Source organism: Providencia sp. 2024EL-00732 (assembly GCF_044006275.1).
In the GTDB taxonomy this organism is placed as follows: Bacteria; Pseudomonadota; Gammaproteobacteria; order Enterobacterales; family Enterobacteriaceae; genus Providencia; species Providencia huashanensis.
On sequence record NZ_JBIPDG010000001.1, the window covers coordinates 714276 to 734401 of the forward strand.

At 35.7% G+C, this 20126-nt stretch carries 15 protein-coding genes; 8 read left to right on the top strand and 7 right to left on the bottom strand.

All coding sequences use genetic code 11. The features are described from left to right. Positions 1–60 precede the first annotated feature (60 nt). On the bottom strand, positions 61–1218 hold the full coding sequence (locus tag ACHB7C_RS03310) for an iron-containing alcohol dehydrogenase (protein ID WP_071548089.1): 1158 nt from the start codon (positions 1216–1218) through the stop codon (positions 61–63). A gap of 308 nt (positions 1219–1526) precedes the next feature. On the opposite strand from ACHB7C_RS03310, the gene ACHB7C_RS03315 reads away from it, so the two are divergent. After that, complete coding sequence (locus tag ACHB7C_RS03315) at positions 1527–9227, top strand: C80 family cysteine peptidase (RefSeq protein ID WP_395346388.1); 7701 nt, start codon at positions 1527–1529, stop codon at positions 9225–9227. 244 nt (positions 9228–9471) lie between these two features. After that, positions 9472–10356: an ATP-binding protein gene (locus tag ACHB7C_RS03320; RefSeq protein ID WP_071548846.1), complete on the top strand. Its 885-nt coding sequence runs from the start codon at positions 9472–9474 to the stop codon at positions 10354–10356. A 51-nt stretch (positions 10357–10407) separates the two neighbouring features. On the opposite strand, the gene ACHB7C_RS03325 is transcribed toward ACHB7C_RS03320, so the two are convergent. Next, positions 10408–11298: an alpha/beta fold hydrolase gene (locus ACHB7C_RS03325; protein WP_210831781.1), complete on the bottom strand. Its 891-nt coding sequence runs from the start codon at positions 11296–11298 to the stop codon at positions 10408–10410. Positions 11299–11543: 245 nt separating this feature from the next. Between ACHB7C_RS03325 and ACHB7C_RS03330 the strand changes: the two genes are divergently transcribed. Continuing rightward, a complete protein-coding gene (locus ACHB7C_RS03330; protein ID WP_129465914.1) occupies positions 11544–12080 on the top strand; it encodes a metallophosphoesterase in 537 nt (178 codons plus the stop codon). Positions 12081–12090: 10 nt separating this feature from the next. Here the strand turns inward: ACHB7C_RS03330 and ACHB7C_RS03335 are convergent, their stop codons facing one another. The 3 genes from ACHB7C_RS03335 to ACHB7C_RS03345 form a co-directional block, all read right to left on the bottom strand. Further along, the gene (locus tag ACHB7C_RS03335; RefSeq protein WP_129465915.1) at positions 12091–12720 is read right to left on the bottom strand and encodes a transcriptional regulator; all 630 of its coding nucleotides are present in this window, start codon (positions 12718–12720) and stop codon (positions 12091–12093) included. Positions 12721–12802: 82 nt separating this feature from the next. Continuing rightward, entirely contained in the window at positions 12803–13768 is a 966-nt protein-coding gene (locus ACHB7C_RS03340; RefSeq protein WP_395346391.1) for a threo-3-hydroxy-L-aspartate ammonia-lyase, read from the bottom strand. A gap of 27 nt (positions 13769–13795) precedes the next feature. Continuing rightward, positions 13796–14185: a RidA family protein gene (locus ACHB7C_RS03345; protein ID WP_166686532.1), complete on the bottom strand. Its 390-nt coding sequence runs from the start codon at positions 14183–14185 to the stop codon at positions 13796–13798. Between the two features lie 264 nt (positions 14186–14449). Between ACHB7C_RS03345 and alkB the strand changes: the two genes are divergently transcribed. The 4 genes from alkB (at position 14450) to ACHB7C_RS03365 (ending at position 17905) form a co-directional block, all read left to right on the top strand. Continuing rightward, positions 14450–15085 carry a DNA oxidative demethylase AlkB gene (alkB, locus tag ACHB7C_RS03350; protein WP_071548093.1) on the top strand — a complete coding sequence of 212 codons (636 nt, stop codon included), beginning with the start codon at positions 14450–14452 and terminating at the stop codon, positions 15083–15085. Positions 15086–15272: 187 nt separating this feature from the next. Then, positions 15273–16298, top strand: a complete 1026-nt coding sequence (locus ACHB7C_RS03355; RefSeq protein WP_210856065.1) for a low specificity L-threonine aldolase — start codon at positions 15273–15275, stop codon at positions 16296–16298. Between the two features lie 393 nt (positions 16299–16691). Beyond that, positions 16692–17153, top strand: coding sequence for a YaiI/YqxD family protein (locus ACHB7C_RS03360; protein ID WP_042843771.1), 462 nt, complete (start codon positions 16692–16694; stop codon positions 17151–17153). Positions 17154–17260: 107 nt separating this feature from the next. Further along, the gene (locus ACHB7C_RS03365; RefSeq protein WP_210856063.1) at positions 17261–17905 is read left to right on the top strand and encodes a LysE family transporter; all 645 of its coding nucleotides are present in this window, start codon (positions 17261–17263) and stop codon (positions 17903–17905) included. A 62-nt stretch (positions 17906–17967) separates the two neighbouring features. Here ACHB7C_RS03365 and mnmH read toward each other — a convergent pair whose 3' ends face one another. Beyond that, a complete protein-coding gene (gene mnmH, locus ACHB7C_RS03370) occupies positions 17968–19059 on the bottom strand; it encodes a tRNA 2-selenouridine(34) synthase MnmH (RefSeq protein ID WP_071548847.1) in 1092 nt (363 codons plus the stop codon). Positions 19060–19218: 159 nt separating this feature from the next. Between mnmH and ACHB7C_RS03375 the strand changes: the two genes are divergently transcribed. After that, complete coding sequence (locus tag ACHB7C_RS03375) at positions 19219–19482, top strand: DUF3811 domain-containing protein (RefSeq protein WP_042843769.1); 264 nt, start codon at positions 19219–19221, stop codon at positions 19480–19482. A 125-nt stretch (positions 19483–19607) separates the two neighbouring features. Here the strand turns inward: ACHB7C_RS03375 and ACHB7C_RS03380 are convergent, their stop codons facing one another. Then, positions 19608–19859, bottom strand: a complete 252-nt coding sequence (locus tag ACHB7C_RS03380; protein ID WP_042843768.1) for a hypothetical protein — start codon at positions 19857–19859, stop codon at positions 19608–19610. Positions 19860–20126 lie beyond the last annotated feature (267 nt).

Genomic DNA, 20126 nt, shown 5'->3' on the forward strand with positions numbered 1-20126 from the left:
GTCAAGAAAACATTAACGGGCTTCATTAAAAAGGTTGAAGGTACAACCTTTACATAGCCGTTATAAGGCTGCGGTATACACTCGGCGGCTAACGTCCAAAGTAATATCTTGGTGTTCACCCAGCTTGACCATATCATGTGCTTTTAGACTATTGACTAATGGTTCAATGACATCTTGGGTAAGCTGGTAATCACTAAAACGTGTGCCTACTTGCATTTTTTCAAAAAACGCTCTTGTCAGCTCAATAGCTTTGATGGCTTTCTCTGATTGAGAACCAGCGGTAACCCCCCACACATTTTCTGCGTACTGGGCTAATTTTTCCTGTTTTTGTGGTAGTTTTTCGAGCAGCATTGAAGGAAGTACGATAGCTAATGTTTGTGCATGGTCTAAACCATATAACACTGTAATTTCATGGCCTAACATGTGGGTAGACCAATCTTGCGGTACGCCAACCCCAATCAACCCATTTAATGCTAATGTTGCAACCCACATTAAATTAGCGCGAATATCATAGTCATGAGGTGTTTCAAGTGCTTTAGGACCAATGTCTATTAACGTTTTTAGTAAACCTTCAGCAAATGAGTCTTGTACTTTAGCATTAACAGGGTAGGTTAAATATTGCTCAACAATATGTACAAAGGCATCAACAACACCATTACTGACTTGTCGAGGAGGTAAGGTAAATGTTTTTACAGGGTCAAGAATCGAGAACTGAGGAAAAACATAATCGCTCATAAATGCTAACTTTGAGTGTAATTCTTCCCTTGTAATGACGGAGCCTTTGTTCATTTCTGAACCTGTTGCTGGTAATGTCAAAACGGTACCAAAAGGTAAAGCTGTTTTGATTGTAGAGCCTCTGTTGGTAACAACTTCCCACTTATCACCAGGGTAGTTAACCGCTGCTGCCACAAATTTAACACCGTCAATGACAGACCCACCACCAACGGCAAGTAAAAAATCAAAGCCTTCTTTCTCTATTTTATCAACGGCCTTAATTAACGTTTCATAACGAGGGTTAGCTTCAATTCCACCAAACAGATCAAATTGACGCGTGCCTAATGCTTGCTCAACTTCATTCAATGTACCTGTCCTTCGGGCGCTTTCGCCACCAAACAGGATGAGAACTTTTGCATTTTGTGGAATGAGCCTGTCAAGTTCAGCGATTTTATCTTTACCAAAAACGATACGTGTTGGGTTATAAAATTCAAAGTTATTCATAGATAAACCTTAGCCTTAAAAGTAGGTGGACTTGGTTTTTGTTAACTAATCAAGTTTAGCGCCTAAATGTATTAGATACAAATTATATAGCTATGGTAGTGATATATAACCAGCATATAATTTCGACTTGTATGATATAAGCGAAACCGCTCTTCAATATAATTATTTTTACATGCTGATGATAAGTAGAAGTAAAAAATAAAAAGTTAGTCTTATTTAACCTCAGCGAATTTTGATTTTTATCTTCATTTGGTATTTTAAATGCCAACTTTATCAATAATGATGAAACCAAATAAAAGGGATACAATATGCCAAATAATTTAAATTTTATGACAAAAGAAAAATTCATTTGTTACGTCAATGACATGATTGAAGGTAAAAACACAGATAAATATTCAGTAAAACCTGTAATGAAGTTGGATTCACAAGGGCGGTTTTTACTCAGCTTTGAAAATTATGATATTAAATCTAAAACTATTAAATATGAAATCCAAAAAAAAGAACAAATTATTTGTTTACAAACAAGGATTGAAAATCAAGGGAGAGTCATTAACCTTATTGAAGCTAATTCAGCTGAGTTAATGCAATATAAAGAATATTTTTATATAAGCAAAGATAAGTTTGTTTATATGTTTAAAGATCCTAAAATTATGGAGGAAATATATACTAAAAATGAAGATGAAATGAAAAAATTATTCCTTAGATGTGTCTTTGAATTAAATGAGGTAAAAAAAGATGAATATGAAAGGCATAGAACTAATTCAAATGTAAACTTATCAGAGACTGAGTACTTAGACTATAAATATAACCCTGAAAAATCTATTGTAGGGTTAACTCATAAAAATCTAAGCTCTAATTATGATCATCATATTGTTATTCAATTAGGTAGTGATGAAATTACAGCAGATGTTATTTCTGGGCTATACGTCAAACATTCGGAAAATACTACATTAGTCCAATTTGATTTGGAGAGCAAGCAAGCACGTATTTTAAAATCAGCGATTGAAGTAGGTGAAAACAAGAATATTCGTTGGACGTTTGTAGGGCATGGTTTACATGTAAAGAACACAAATAATATAGGTAGTAAAGTAACATTTGAAGGTGCGCTACCTGAAGAGTTCGCCAGTGGAGTCTCTTTTTTAAAAAATAACACATTAAAAAACTTACAGCCAAATAAAATTGTTCTATATGGTTGTAAATTGGCTCGAGGTGGCATTAATGAAAATTTTGCATTAAATACTCATTTGGCTTTAAATAGAAAAGGCATCAATATTCCAATAGTGGCTTATAATAGGTCCATTGGAGAGAGTGTGAACCATATAGGGGTAAAATCAATTAAAATTAAGGGTGAGGAATTTTCAACTAAGAATTTTAAATATGAATATAAAACACATCCTTCATCGAAAAAAACATATATAAATGGGTTTCCTGCACCATTATTTTTTATAAATGAAGTTCGACGTGGGGAATTAAAAATTTCGCAAATTTTGGAAGGTAAAAATACTAATCTACTGGCTTTTTATAAAAAAAATGGAGTGGTTAACAGTGATCTAATAAAGACATTAGCATTTAATCATAAAGCAAACGCTATTTTAGAATCAGAGCTCAAGGGGTATGAGCGCATTATTGATGAAGATTTTTACGATAGGATCTGTCACCTACTTGCCAGTGCTGGTATTGAAGAACCCCCATTATGGCGTATGGTAAATGATGAAAATATTAATAATCGAGTAAATAAAGTTGTTGATGATGGCCTGGCGACCATTATATTACGGGTAAATGGTAGTGAGAGTGGTAGGCTACAGGCAGAGAAAATAGCTTCTAACAATCCTAAAAATACCCTTATTATGCAAGTAGGTAAAGGTGTGGCTGATGGTTGTATTGAATATGGTGATATTAACAAGCTTACGGGGCTAAAGCAAAAAAAATGGGTGTTTATTACTAGCGCATTAGAGATAAATGAATCATTATTACCCCTAACTGATGTAATGGAAAAATTAAGAAAAGATTATAATTCGGATTTTAATAATTCGGTATCCTTAGTTTTAACGGATAATCCAAATGATTTAACCTCCGAAGGGGTTAAAGTTGCTTCTGAAAAGTTAAAAAATACATTAATTAATGCGGGGCTATATGAGCCAAATAAATTAACAGTAAATACTAGATGGACATTAAATGAGAAGGAGTTAAATGATAACGAAAGATTAGAAGGTTTAACATTAAAACTAATTAATAAAAAAATAGTTCCAAGCCAGATAGATATAGAAAAAGATAAGTATATAATAGGTTATTTAACCCATGATGATGGAAATCTAAATCATGAAAAAATATCAATGATTAGAATGGACCCGATAATTAATAAAAGAGTGATGAGCTATTTTAAAAGTGAGGGTAATGTTAAAGGTTTAAAAGAGTGGAATATTCTATTTCAGGATAATGAAAAATATTCTTTGGTACAACAAGCACAAGAATCAATGATATTATTAGAAGCGCTAAAATCTAACCCTGAAATTAATGCATATTTGGGTGAGTCTTCAAAAAATAGATTGAAATCACTATTTCCACGAGGGAATAAATATGATCACGAAGAATTATTATTTACGTTAAAATCTAATGATAGACTAGGAGTAGTCAAAAGAAGACTTCGAGATTTAATATATCTTTACCAAGAAGATAATGAAGCATTTAATAATGGCTCGTTGAAAAAAGCATATGGGTTAATGTGTAAGTTGGAGTATGAACGAAAACTTACAGTAAATTATGTAAAGGAGATGAGTAGGGGATTGTTTTATCATGATTATGTGAAATTTAATGAATTTCATTATGAAGGTAAAAAAACATCCACATCATTATATAATGTTTATTTCAAAAATGAAAAAATGGCAGAAGATTGTTATAATATTTATGAAGAAATTAAATATAAGCATAGGCTAGGTAATGCATCTAGCCATGAAATGGAAATTTTAAAAAGTTATAATGATATCTACCAGTTAAAAAATGAGGGAATAGAGAAAATAGCTTCAACATCAAGTAATCAATCTTTTGAGACTATTTTTAATCAAATAAATAACGATTATTTAGTTTGTATTAAAAGTCCTTTATCTAAAATTATGATTAAGTGTGAATATAAAGTGGAGAGTTATACTTTTCACTTGATGGATGAATCAGGCATTGAATTAGTAATATCTGACCCTAACCTTGCCGTTGCTCGAGCTAGATTATTGAAAATAACTCAACACTATATGCAACAAGAGCTTCAACAACTTGATGGTAGGGTGATAACTAGAGGCAAACAGTTGGGTTTTTTAACTGATTCAGATGAAGGGCTAAGAGCAACAGCATTATATATTGATGCGAGCGGAGAGGGTTACCGTACGTTAGTAAAACAAAGTGAAGAGAAACTGGAAAACACGGTATATAAAAAGAACTTAGAGATCAATAGAAATGTGGCCCTTCAACTGGGAGAAGTTACAACATCGATAAAAGAATTACGCTCACTAGGGGCGATGATAGACAATGTACCTATTCACGCAAAACACGTGGAGGATAAAGGATGGGTGCAGAAAATTAAATTTAATGCTGATGTATTAGTAGAAAAATTAACCTTATCGACAGAACTAGAGGCAGACATTAAACCTCTTGAGGTGACACAACAATTAATCAAAGATAGTAATATTGAGCAAAAAATACACTCAAATGACATGATGCAAAGTCAACAAATTGCTTTAAAGCAATTAAAAATTATTCAAAAATTAGATTTTGGAGATAAGCGTACTGTATCTAAAGGGGTTAAGTCATTACATAATGAAGGAATAAAATTACCCGCTTATGCCCGTATTGCTAATGGTGCCGGTCAAGTTACGGGGGGAGTCGGTGTTTTTATTACACTTAATGGGATTTATCAGTTGATTGATGGTTTAGATAACCCAGACCTTACGGAAGATGAACGTTCTTTAATTACCAAAAAACTGACCATGGCTTGTGCATCCGCCTGTTTTAATTATGGTGACATGATTTTGCAGCCTATTTTATTGAGATTATCATATAAACAGGCTGGGTCATTTAATTCAGGGGCTAAATTAGCCGCTCGAGTCACAATCATATTTAACTTAATTGGGATCGGATTAGACATTTATCAGGCTTATGAAGCTTTTGAGCAGTTAGACAAAATAACGGATGCAAAAGAGCGGCAAGATTTACTTGTTAACGGCTCGTTGTCTATTGCAAATATAGTTGTTGGTAGCCTGACCATCATTGGTATCATCATAGGGTCATCAACAATACCTGTTGTTGGTTTAATTGTTGGTGGTGCATTATTAATAGGTGGAATGGTTTATACAGGTATACGAGCCGTAGAGAGAATCGAAGAGGAATTAGGAAGCTCTTTAGATTGGGATGAAAAAGCTAGAGAAGGGATACGCGCGGCATTTGGTTTTTCTCCTTCTGACGATATATTAAATCGAATTAGCTATAAGCAGCATCTAGCACATTTTAAAAATGTAAATTGGCAACAGGATCTAGATAATTTTAAATCGAACAATCTTTACCAAGGGTTTGAAGAACATCTGCAATTTGTAGGTGAGCCGATACTTACAGAACATAAAAAATATTATATTTATTATCGGCCAAAATTTAGAATCATCAATAGCACTGTATTTGAAGGGGGTGATGACAACTATATTCTTAAAAACATTGCACGTGATGATACTGGCCCTCATTATACGATAGAGCAAATTAATTATATTTGTAATAATTATGATTATGATTCACACTGTAATATATGGGTAAAAATCAGAAAAGGAACACGTAAAATTCATTTTTGCTGTAAGTTTAGTCTTATTAAGAAGAAGGCAGGTGTCTCTTATAAGGACATTGGTGAGAAAAAAGCTGATGACATTCTTATACTCAATACAGAATATGATAGTGATTTATTAAAAGAGTTTCTGTATCGATTTAAATTAAATGAAAAATACAAGAATAAAAAAAAGCAACCAGTCGTTACTCAATTAAGCACATTAGCCGCCTCTGAATTAAGGTTCTTTAGGGCAAGGAATCATCATGGTAATATTTATCATCCAGACTTTGACAGTCACGTACCAATTGAAATTTTAGGTGAACAAATTATTGCTGATCCAGTTAAAATTGCAAAAAAAATACTAGGTGAAGTTCCTGATATTATTTATGAAGGCATGCAAAATATTGGATTACAATATGAGGAAGAAGCTAAGCAAAAAAATATTAATTTTAATTCGGGTAATGGGACTGATATTACTATTGGTAAAAAAAATGCAAGAAATTCTTTTACTATTAGTTCCGGTGCTAAGTTTTTAGCTGGTGGAAATCATGATGATGTGGCAAATTTATCACTATTATTTGATTCATCAAGTAATGAAATCAATGATTTATATTTTGATGGAAATGGTGGGAATAATACTTTAATTATTAATGACATACGAATTGGGAGTTATATCTATATAGACCTTAACTCACTTAAATCAAAAATTACCTTTTACAATAAAAAACAGAAAGATCTTGTTTTACGTAATATTAGTAATGTTTTTTTAGTAGGAAGCCGAGATTCAAAAGCGACTCTAGTGGGCAATGATGAAAGTAATACATTAGATGCTGCTTCAGCTTGTGCTTTTATTAATGCTATGGGGGGGGATGACCATTTGGTATTTGAACACGGCGTAATAAATGGTGGAGAAGGTAATGATAGCTACTTTTTACGACGTTTTGATTGGGGAAGTATCCCTGAAAATGAAGCCAAAAAAATATTTAATTTAACAGCAACGATTACGGAAACAACAAAAAGTAGAAGTCGAGTAACCTTAGGTTATTTGTTAAGTGAAATTGAAGAGGTATATGTTAGTGGTAATGATATAATAATAGTCATCTGTAGTAAATCATCAAATTTTAAAGATAAAATAGTAAGCGTCAAAGTTGAACTTAAAAATGTATATTCTAAGTATGAAGATACTAGAAGAATAAATCATCAATATCAATTACATACCAAAGATGGTTTTTTATTAAATAGTAAATTAAAAGACTTAGATGCACAGAAACTCCTTATCCTTAAAGAAGATATTTTTGACATCACCTACCAACAAGAACAAGATGCCATATATAAATACAGTAATGAAACTGTAAATATAAATGATGAAACAAATACGTTAAGTATTGGCGACCGTATATATACCCCTCGTAAATGGGGAAGTTTTAAACTTCATGGTTCTATTCGAAATTTGACTTATCAAGGGACCTCTGGTGATAACCAACTATTGATGGTGAATAGAAATAGCCGGATTATTATTACTGAAGGCCAAGATTTTTATCAGGTAAGCCCAGAACAATATTTTCAAGGTCAGTTGGTTTTTGACTATTCGAATATAAATAAAGTAAGTGATAACATTGGTGATACATATATTTCGCTACCTTATGAGAATGGGTTTAGGTTAAAGGTTATAGGCCAATCTATCCTATTATATAACCGATTTAATGATGTTAAGTTAGAAATTAAACTTATTAATTATTCATTAGAAAAACACGGTAGTATTCGTATTCAAGATGGAAACAATAACTATTTCCATGTGGACTTTAGTAAAAAAGAACAAGAAATTGTCTCTGCAAAAATAATAAACTTACCGACTGAACAAGACGATTATATTGATATCCCAATGGGATATCAATTTCCTTTTCCTATTATCGATGCATCCGATGGTAATGATTTCATTAAAAATGATAATATCACTGGATGTATCGTCAATGCAGGAAAAGGTAACGACATAGTAGTCGTGACTAGTGGGGCAAATGTTCTATATGGTGGGGAGGGTGATGACCATATTTATGGTGGAGATCAAAATGATTTATTCCTTTCAGATTTAGGTAATGATATTTTAGATGGTAAAGACGGTAATGACCATTACCTTATAAATGGGGATTTAGAAGCCGGCCAAACTACAATACATGATGCTAGTGGCGAAAACCATATTCATTTATTTAATTTCCAATCAGAATACGAAGTTATCAGTGAAGATGACGTTATTTTTCATCGTTATAAGTCCAAATCAAATCTTCGGTCTGTGAAAATAAAGGTATTACCAGATAGTAATATGAATATAAACCACGCTCATCACTATGACAGCTTACCTACACACCTGCCAAATTATGCTAAAAAAGATATGGTTTCTTTAATCCGTTATTTAGCAGAACAGAGAAAATATAAAAACGACTTAAATTTAAACACTACATGGCAGCCTATGGATGAATTTAAAGGCATGCTTAACGGGTGGAAACCTTTACCAACTATTGATCTCAAGTCAATGGATATTCGTATTCCTGAAAACTCCACATTTAGTCAGCTTGTTGTAAAAACTAAAGGTGCAAAACAAAATATTTGGGACCGAAGCGGGTATGGGCGGGTGTTTTATGCCGAAGCGGAAGAGGGTGTCGTTTCCGTACCGGATAAAACGCCTGGAAATAATGCTATTTATGCAAGTAAAGGTAAAAATGACTTATCGGCAGGGGATGGAGATGATGTTTACATTATCAACGGGGCAAATGGTTTGCTAACAGAGTTAAAAGGGAAAAATAGCTTTCTCATTAATGGTGAAATAGAAGGTTGGAATACAATACATAGTCGCGGTGGTGATAATGCGATTCATCTGATTGGTTTTGACAAAAAACCTACCCGAGAAGAGCCTAATCATCTAAGTAATGCAACTCAGTTTATTTATCAGTCAAAATTGGGAAGGAGGGTAACAATACTTCAATACCCCAATACTAAAGCACCGGAAATTCGCCTTTATAAAAGTCTAGGTGGTCAAGATGAACTTAGTACACAACAAAAGTTGGAGTATTTAGCTAATACAATTGCAGGGATGCGTATACAAGATGAAATCAGTAGTTTTGGTCGTAAAAGTATTGCGCTAATACAAGCTGGCTGGGACCCAGTCACGCACGTTGAAAGTTATATGAGAAATGCATTGTTAGCAGCACCAATAAACTAGTACTGTATAAGTTATTATTGCTAAAAAAACATAAAGTTTTTAACTATAAATGAGTTCCCGCCCTACTAGGTGATTGAAATAGTTAAATCTTTATGTTTTTTGACATATTAGTTAGCCTAAATCATCTTTATCTACAATGTGTTGTACTAAAATAAACCTTAGATTAATGGTAAAATGTGAGCGTTGAGTAGGTGAATGTTGATTTTTACATTCGTATTTATTGCTACGATGGGAGTGCAGAATGATGAGACGTTTTATTAATCTAGAACTTCCACCAGAGCCAACAATTAATAATAACTGTGTCAGAAAACGATTAAAAAATAGTATTTGTGACAATTGTGCGACGAGTTGTCCGGTTGGTGCGGTGTCTTTTAGCCATATGGCAGCTGCAATTGATAATGAACTGTGCTTTCAATGTGGTAACTGTTTATTTTCTTGCCCTGTTGACGCTATTGAGAATATTGCTCCTCATGAACGAACCTATCAAGGTGACTTTTTGGTGGTTAACCACGATGAACCTGTCGCCAATGCAGATGAGTTAATTGTTTGGCACCGGCAATATGGCATTCGCGGCATACAGATAGCAGAGCCTTTGGTAGACAAGTGGCTGCCAACAGTTGCCTCATTGAATTTAAAGTTAAAAACGCTACAAGAACCGATTTGGCAATTACGTATTGTACAGCCGGCACAGGTGGATACTGGGCGTCGAATGATGTTATTCCGTCAAAAATTGGACGAGAAACCGTTAGATAAAGGCCAAGTAAAAACGGGGTTAAATGCAAGGAAACAATTTTACCCTGAGGATAGCTGGTTTAGAGTAGAGCTTGATACAGCAAGCTGTATTTTATGTGGTGCTTGTGCAAAAGTTTGTGATGAACATGCGATAAACATCGAAAATAACCAATTTTTAATAGATGAAAAGCGGTGTACGGGGTGTATGAGCTGCCAAGTAGTTTGTTTCCCGCAATCTATTCATGTCCACGCGCATACGGCTAAAAATAGCGAACCGATTAGTTTTAACTATTATGATGGTCAGTGCCATACTTGCCATCTACCATTTTCATCTTGGGAAGAAAACATCAATATTTGCCCCATTTGTGCGCAACATAAAAAACAAGGATGGTTATAATCACCTATATTTATGGCTCAGTTATAGAGCCATAAATAGGTACTAACCAAGCTAAACTTGGTTCTGCTTTAAATGAGTAATAATCAGAGTTGCAATTTGCGAGTTTAGAGCCGGAGGTGTTTCATGCCCCATACCCTCAATGATTTCTAATTTTGCATTCACTATATTCTCTGCGATATCCTGACCTGCAGCTAATGGGAACAAAGGGTCAATGGAACCATGAATAACTAATGTTGGTACATCTATACTTTTGATATAAGGCCGAAGATCACCCGTCATAGCCACAGCAACCATTTGCCGTTTAGTTCCTTCTGGGGAATAATTTCGAGCAAGCGCTTGCAGTACATAATCCCGATAATAATTTTCATCAAATGGGCAAATAGAGGAACTAATGCGTTGGTAAAATGCTAATTGACCGCTTAAGTACCCCTCTAAATTTTCTTTAGGGTTGGGGCTTGGGCTCATCAGCATTTGCATTACATCGGGTTCGCTTTGTGGCAGGTCGGGGTTCCCTGATGAAGACATAATTGGGCAAAGGGATAGTATACGTTGCGGGTAATTCGCAGCAACCAACTGTGCAATCATCCCCCCCATTGAGCGGCCAATTATGTGTGCTTTATCAATAGATAATAAGTCGAGTAGGCGAATTATATCCTCAGCCATATCTAATAAAGTGTAAGGAATAACAAATTGTTCCCCAGTTTGCATTTTTCCAATCAATTCACTTAAAACGATTGGTGGAAAATGTTCGATGTGGGAAGACAATCCTGAATCACGGTTATCAACACGTATAACATAAAAGCCTGCATCTGCAATTTGTTGGCAAAACGCCGAAGTCCAGCTGATATTATGGCCACCCAAACCTGGGATCAACACAACAGCAGGGTTTTTCGCTACACCAAATGAATCATAGAAAAGAGAAATTGAGGAAGGATTGGTCATTTTGTTTCCGATATTTTGAATGTTGTATTATTTATGCCGCAATTTCGCGTCCAATGCGAGTGATAAAAACAGATAAAAACTATCAACAATTAACGCTAACCTCTATGTAGGAGGAATTGGATTTTTAGGTCAATTCTGTAAGGTTATTAATTACAAGTACGTTATGATGTAGGGGATAGCGCATATTTATTTGAATACTATCATTTTTAACATAATGACAATTAATATCTTTTTTCGGGTTTTATATGATTTACTTTATTTCAGATACGCACTTTTGTCACTCTAATATAATTAATCTTTGTGATCGACCTTTTCGAAGCACTAACCACATGAATGATACTTTAATTCATAACTGGAATGCTTATGTTACGGACTATGATGAGATCTACATATTGGGTGATTTTTTATATAAAGGGAACGGCAGTGATGCAAATAAAATATTACGTCGTTTAGCTGGGAAGAAATATCTCATACGGGGCAACCATGATAAATTTTTGGATGATCCAGAGTTTGACACGACCTTATTTGAATGGGTACGAAGCTACTATGAATTGGAATACCAAAAGCAAAAATTTGTGTTATTTCACTACCCAATTTTAGAATGGCAAGGTTTTTTCCGTGACGCTATTCATTTATATGGGCATGTACATAATTCAGGTAAAGACCCTGAGCAACGTAAACGCTTAGAAATATTGGGTTCACGTGCAATCAATGTGGGTGTTGATGTAAATGATTTTTACCCAATAAGCATTAAAAGTATTTTAAAAAAAGTAAATGGCTAAGGAAGCAAAACTAACTTGCTTTCTTAGCGTATAAATACACCGAGGCTCTTGAAATCCCAAGGTGTTGAGCAACAGTCTCCATTGCTTTTTTTACATCCAGTAAGCCTTCATTTCGTAATATCTCAATTAAATTTTTCCGTTCCTCAACTTTTAAAGTACGCGCTGTGGTAGCTAACGAAGCTGCATATTGGTCAATACGGATGCGAATTGCCTCTGTGCCATTGGGTTCAATATGTTCTTTTATAGGGCTATTTCCCACTTCGATAAATTGAGACAACATACTTTGCATTCCCCTGAATAGCGTCATATCTAAATTAAGACAAAGCGCAGCGACATATTGCCCAGAATCATCCTTTATACCAATCGAGGTACTTTTTACTGGGCGTCCATCCGTAAACTGGTTGGTATAATTGGCTATGATATTTGGGAAATCAGGAGACTCAATTCTTGCAAGGCCTAACTCTGTTGTAGGTTCACCAATTTGGCGACCAGATAAATTGTTATGAATAGAGAGAATAGAATGTTCAGGTTTTTTAAGATCATGAACCACTACTTCACAAAAAGGGGCAAATGTTTCACTTAATCCTTTTGCTATAATATCTATTTGCGCAAGTAATGAATTTTCTTTTAGGTCTGACATTATTCCCCCTTATTATCTTGTATCGAAACCCTAATTTTAAACTATTTTTAATGTATCTAATAGGTGATAGGCAATTATGGGGTTAGGATATTAACTGAGCAAAGTGATGAATATCCACATTCCCTCCACTGACAATAATCCCCACTCGTTTACCTTGCAGTCGTTCTTTGTTAGCCAGAGCTGCTGCATAAGATAAGCAACCCGTTGGTTCAACGATAATTTTCATGCGTTCAGCATAAAACTTCATACAGTCGATTAATTGCGGGTCAGTAACGGTAAAAATATCATTGACAATATTTTTAATAATTTCAAAAGTATAATGGCCTAAATGTTGGGTTTGGGCACCATCTGCAATGGTTTTTGGGGGATCAATATGTACAATTTCACCGCGATAAAATGACTGTTGTGCATCATTACCCGCAAGTGGTTCGACACCATATATTTGGCAATCAGGGAGTAGTTGCTTTGTGGCAATAGCACAGCCTGAGAGCAAACCACCACCACCTAAGCACACAAAAAGGGCATCTAATGGCCCAACTTCGTCTATGAGTTCTTTAGCAGTAGTACCTTGGCCAGCAATAATATGTGGATGGTCATAGGGCGGGATAATGGTAAACCCATGTTGCTTAGCGAGTTGTTGGCAAAGTAGCTCGCGGTTTTCGGTATATCTATCAAAGTGTATAACTTTAGCCCCGTAGCCTTGGGTGGCAGCTACTTTGACTGCAGGGGAATCATTTGGCATTAGAATTGTTGCTGGGATATCGAGTAACTGTGCGGCCAAAGCAACACCTTGAGCATGATTACCTGATGAAAAAGCAATAACACCTGCTTTTTTTTGTTCTGGACTTAATTGTGCTAACGCATTGAATGCGCCTCTAAATTTAAATGCACCCATACGCTGGAAATTTTCACACTTAAAAAATAATTCAGCCCCAAATTGTTTATTTGCAGTGGTTGATGTTAATACAGGCGTTTTATGGGCAAAACCTAAAATACGTTGGGCGGCATCTTCAATATCTTGATAGCTTGGCAAAGTTAACTCAGTCATGATATTACCTCAATAAATTATCAAATTTTAAGCGTATACAGCGGTGGCTTCGATTTCTAATGCGGCGCCAAAGTGGAGCTCTGCAACCCCAGCAACAGCACGAGCGGGGCGGTAATTACCGATCCACTCAGCATAAATTTGGTTAAAACTATTCCAGTTATTCATATCGGTAATATAAATACGGACTTGCACCAAGTTGGCTTTAGTACAATTGACGGTATCTAGGCAGGCTTGCAAATTATTGAGCACAAGCTTGGTTTGCTCGGTAAAAGATATGTTTGTGGCGGCATTACCCAAAGCATCAATAGGTAATTGCCCCGATATAAAAACAAACCCATTAGCGCTAACACAATGAGAATAATGCCCTTTAGGGGGAATTAATGTAGAGGCATTCGCATATTTAATTGATTGGTTCATATTTACCTTGTTATCTATCACAACGGTGGTCTTGCATTGGAATTTTAGTCTAATATTAGATTATATGTTTAGTCAATGTTTTCCATCTAAATAACATGAGGTCTGCGTTTAAACGTGAGCAAAGCTATTCGAGTAATGTAAAGAACATCTTTCAGTAACATGGTTAGCAAAAGCGACACTATCCGGTGTTAACGAAAGCTTTGGGGTAGTATAGCGGGCAGCAGTATTATTTTTATTAGCAGCTAATAATGAGAAGTGGTCGATATGCTATTTTCCGAAGAAGAAAACACCATTCAGATTGCCCCTGATGCTTATTTATTAAAAGGCTTTTTATTAGGGCATAGCCAAGGGTTATTGAAGGATTTGAACCTTGTACTCAAGGCGAATCCTTTAAGGCACATGAAAACACCAAGTGGTTATCACATGTCAGTTGCGATGACTAATTGTGGGGATTGGGGATGGGTAACGGATGAACAAGGGTATCGTTATAGTCAGCGTGACCCTGTCACTAATTTACCTTGGTTATCAATGCCAGCTATTTTCCGTCAGTTAGCGACTTCAGCTGCAAATAGCGTCGGTTTTGATGGGTTTAAACCTGATGCTTGCCTAGTTAATCGTTATGCTATCGGGGCAAAATTATCTTTGCACCAAGATAAAGATGAAGCCGATTATTCTCATCCAATTGTCTCTTTTTCTTTGGGGCTACCTGCGCTATTTGACTTTGGAGGGATAACAAGGGATGCCGCTAAACAAGCTATCCATTTAGAACATGGCGATGTGGTGGTTTGGGGAGGACAATCACGGTTAAATTACCATGGTATAAGGCGTATTAAAGCAGGGACTCACCCACTACTTGGCCCTTATCGCTTTAATTTAACTTTTCGCCGTACCCAAAACTAGTGTCGGTTGTATTCCAACTAAAGGGGGGAAATAGGTGATAAATAGCTGCATATTTAGCTTCAGAAAATTGAAAGCTACGTAAGCAACTTGAAACGCATCCCAATAAAAATTTTGTTGAATAATTAATAAGATACACCTATAAATAGTGGCTATAAAATGGTTTTGTCCAGTATTAATAGGTGAATGAATGTATAGCTTCTTAAATGATTACAATGAAATAGCCCATCCAGCAGTGATGAAAACCCTGAATGACTTAGCAGGAAAACGTTTTAAAGGTTACGGCACAGATGAAACTTGTTCTCGGGTCACTGAGCAAGTTAAAGCACGTATTGGACAACCTGATGCGGATATTCATTTTTTTAATGGCGGCACTGTTACCAATTTAACCGTGATCTCCCATGCTTTACGCCCGCACCAAGCGGTGATCGCTGTTGATAGTGGGCATGTAGCTACGCATGAAACTGGTGCGATCGAAGCAACGGGGCATAAGGTGATTACGGTGAGCTCACCATCAGGGAAATTAACGCCAACACTGGTTGCGAATGTGCTGGCTGAGCATAATGATGAACACAGTGTGCAGCCAAAATTAGTGTATATCAGTAATTCGACAGAAATAGGCACCGTTTACCGTAAACATGAGTTACTTGCATTACGTGAGGTTTGCGATAAGCATGGGTTACTCCTTTTTTTAGATGGCGCACGTCTTGCATCGGGGTTAATGTCTAAAGCAAGTGATTTAACCATTGAAGATATTGCTGCAGTCACAGATGTTTTCTACATTGGCGGTACAAAAATAGGGGCTTTAACGGGGGAAATACTGGTTATTTTGAACCCAGCATTAAAATCTGATTTTCGTTATAGCATCAAGCAAAAAGGGGGGTTACAAGCTAAAGGTTGGTTATTGGCCGCACAGTTTGAGCCACTGTTTAATAATGAGCTATATTTTGAGCTTGGTCATCACCTTAATGAGATGGCATCTCAGTTAGCCTTATTTTTTGAGGAACAAGGATTTGAGTTTTTAGCTCCCGTTGAATCAAACCAAGTTTTCGTTATTTTACCAAACAGCCTTGCTGATAATTTATTAAAGCATTACCAACTGAGCAAAATTGGTAACCCCACAACGGAAACAACGTGCGTACGGTTTTGTACGGCTTGGTCAACAACCCAGCAAGATATCGATAAATTTAAACAAGTTTTTCATACATTAAGTTAAAAATACAGTCAGTAAACCAGTCGATAACCTTATTTATTGGTTGCTCTATCCTGTTATTTTTACGTGTAACGGGCTGTTCAATGAGCTACTTTAGTTAATGTTATCGGTTGGTGTTATCTGTTGTCGATATACTATCTGAGACTTAAAAGAAGAGGCCACTGTGACTGGCCGCAACAAAATTATGATGGCGTAGACACCAATACAGAAAATAAATACGTTTATTTTTAAAACCCTGAGTATGGTGGGGTAACCTGACATAAAATAGTGATGAAATTGTCAATATTGTATCCTGTTTTCATCTGTTCTAGTTGACTCGCTTATAAATCCACACTCGTTGTTTCTATTCTCTGTTATAATCATGAGCCCTATTTTTTGACTATTCTGGATACAATAATGGTAATTTGGGTTGATGCGGATGCCTGTCCTAAAGTAATTAAGGAAATTTTATACCGTGCGGCGGATAGGGAAAATGTGCAAATAACGTTTGTTGCCAATCAGCGCTTAACAGTTCCACCATCACCGTTTTTAAAAACGTTGCAAGTTTCTGCAGGTTTTGACGTTGCGGATAATGAAATTGTCTTACGTGCACAAGTAGGCGACCTTGTTGTTACGGCGGATATACCGTTAGCCGCAGAGGTGATGGAAAAAGGAGCTTCTGCCTTGAATCCGCGTGGGGAGCGTTATAGTGAGGCGACGATCCGTGAACGCCTTAATATACGTGATTTTATGGATACCATGCGGGCAAGTGGCGTTCAAACAGGGGGGCCTGCAAGTTTAAATCAACGTGATAGGCAGCAATTTGCAAATGAGTTAGACAAATGGTTATTACACCGTAAAAAGTCATTAAGTCTATAATAGGAAATAAATTTGCTGATTTAGCTCAGAAAACATGCAAATTAAAATAGAGTTGCTAATAATCTTATGTCTATAATGGTTATCCCTAAATTTTTGAATACAAAATTATGGACCCTTTGCACAGCATTATTATCACTCTATTTTTGTTTGTCTTAACTTTTTTTAACCCTGGCGCAAACCTGTTTATTGTTGTGCAAACAACATTAAGTTCGGGTAAAAAAGCGGGGTTAACTTGTGGTTATGGTGTTGTATTGGGTAATGCGATTTATTCCGGGTTAGGTCTATTTGGTTTAGTTACCCTAATGTCTGAATTTGGCTCATTATTTTCATTGATCAAAATTCTTGGTGGTTTATACCTGTTTTACTATGCCATAACCGTTTTTAAAAATAGGACGCAGCTTAATTTATCTACAGAAAACATTGTCGAAAGCTTTCCTTCCGGTGTTTATTTCAGGCGGGGGGTGATTTCTGATTTATCTAATCCGCAAACAGTTTTGTTTTTCATGAGTATTTTCTCAACAACTATTTCACCTTCTACTCCTTTATGGACCAAGCTCGTCATTTGGTTCGGCATTATCATCGCATCATTAATATGGCGAATTATTTTATGCCAAACTTTCTCGATGACGTCAGTCAGAAGAATGTATTCACGCATTCATAAAATAGTAAGAAAAGCGGTTGGTATAGTACTAGGTACGCTAGCATCAAGGCTCATTTACCAAGGTGTAACTGAACTTGTTGTTAAAAGATAGCAGATGACAACTATACAGTTTCACCGTTTTGAGCATGGGATTTGTATGATATGGATCTAAAATCAGTGCTGAGACGTTAGCCAATATTCAACTTCTTCATAAGTTCCACGAAAAATAATCCGCTGTTGTTTTTTACTTAATTGGTAGAGATACATAGGGTCATAATATTCATTGAGTAAAGGGCATAGCCAAGAATAGTGTGCTTGAGTGTCACCTGTCACTTTTTGTTCTGCAAGAGCAAGATCTAATAAGCGAGTTAATTCAATTGCACGCTGTGAACCTAAACGCTTACGAATAGCAAAGAGACCGTGGTGTAAATATTCGCTGTATTCTTGCCAGCCTTTTTCCTCCCCAAATACATTAAGAAATTCATGTGTCATACGGTCGAAGTATTCCTGTTTAAGGCGTTCGAGCCGTACATCAAAGGGGTCTTCAACCACCGCAATAGTAGCAGAGTCCATTTGACTTTTGAGTACACTGGGTAGGCTATTAGAACCAATTGCACGACCTTCATCCTCTAAAACCCAGCGGTTATGATGTTCTGCTTTTTTTAGTAGCATAACTGCCAAATGATTTTCAAATGTGGCTTGAGGAAATTGGGGTTGTAATGTGCGACCAAAAGACGACCCGCGATGATGAGCAATTCCTTCTAAATCAATCCCATTTGCTAAGTTATGAACAAGCGTTGTTTTGCCATTACCAGTACAGCCACCAATTAAAATTATAGGCCGTAGTGTTAATTCATTGATTGCATCAATTGCGGCTTGCCGTAATACTTTGTAGCCTCCTGCAACGAGAGGGTATTCAATACCAATGTCTTTTAACCATGATTGAACGATATGCGACCGCATTCCCCCCCTAGCACAGCAAATATAGCCACTTTTATGGCTGAGACAGGCTTCTTTCCAAGCAGCTAAGCGTGCTTCTTTTATCTCACCACTCACAAGCTGATGCCCTAATGTGAGTGCTTGATGAGACCCTTCTTGTTTATAGCAAGTGCCAACTGCTTTGCGTTCATCATCATTCATTAAAGGGATATTAATCGCACTTGGCATCGAACCTTGTTGAAATTCGATAGGAGCCCTGACATCAATTAACGTGCTGTCAGTCGCCAGTAATTGCCGAATATTTTTTGAAGAGGGAGTTAATTCCATAATAACTGTGGTATTCATTAAAGTTGCAATAAGGCTAACTATACTCCTAATCTTATCACTTGGCACTTAATGTTAAGATTAAAAAGGCTTAATAGTACTTTGGCGTATAATGATGCTATATTGATGTTGGGTATTTCAATATGAGTAAGGGGCGAGACAATGAAGATGTTAACCATCCAAGAGATGACCGAAACTCAAAAGATGCAAGTTCGTAGTAAGTTGGCGCAAGAAAGAAAAAAACTTGGCCGTGAATTAACCAACTCTGAGCAAAATAAAGTCAAAAAGCAAATCATTACCGAAATATCTATTGAAGTTGATAAGCAAGCAAAGAAACTTCGAGCACAAAAGAAAAAAGATAAATTAATACCAAGTGACCAAACTTACAGTTGGTCTTCGGCAAACCATAAAAAAGGTTATCGATAACTAATTATTAGTAAGAATAGTTAGTAGGTTATTTTATTTGTTAGTGTAGTTAAAAATAAAAAATCGCGTATTTGAACATGAATAAATACGCGATTTTTTATTAGGTTAAAACGTTAAATATAATTCTATGAATCTAATCGAGAGACATCACAAATGATTTTTTCTTTTAACGCTTCGATTAGATATGAAGAGAAGGAGAGGGAGGTATACCCTTCATTTTTAATATTTTCAAATGCATCAATATATATCATAGGAACTTGTATTAATTTTGCCTTTTTCAAATCTTGTTTAGCAATTGGTGCAGGTTTTGAATTAATAGTAGACTCATGATTAGAGCTAAATGAAGTGCCAGTAAAGGATAATTTTGGATATGTCATGTTTATAGTCTCATATCAGGGCTATTTACCATACAACTAACGATAGTAATAGCGGTAATTGGTAGTAAAAGTAGTGTTTCGACTAAAAAACAGAATTACTCAAGTGATAATAAATAAGCAATATACAAAGCACGTTTATTATCCCGAATAGGAGTATTTAGCCGAATAAAGAGTAAAATATATTAATATTATTTAATTGTATATATTTAATCGGTAGTATTTTCATAAATAATGTAACTGAATATTTCTTATTAAATTAAAATAGAT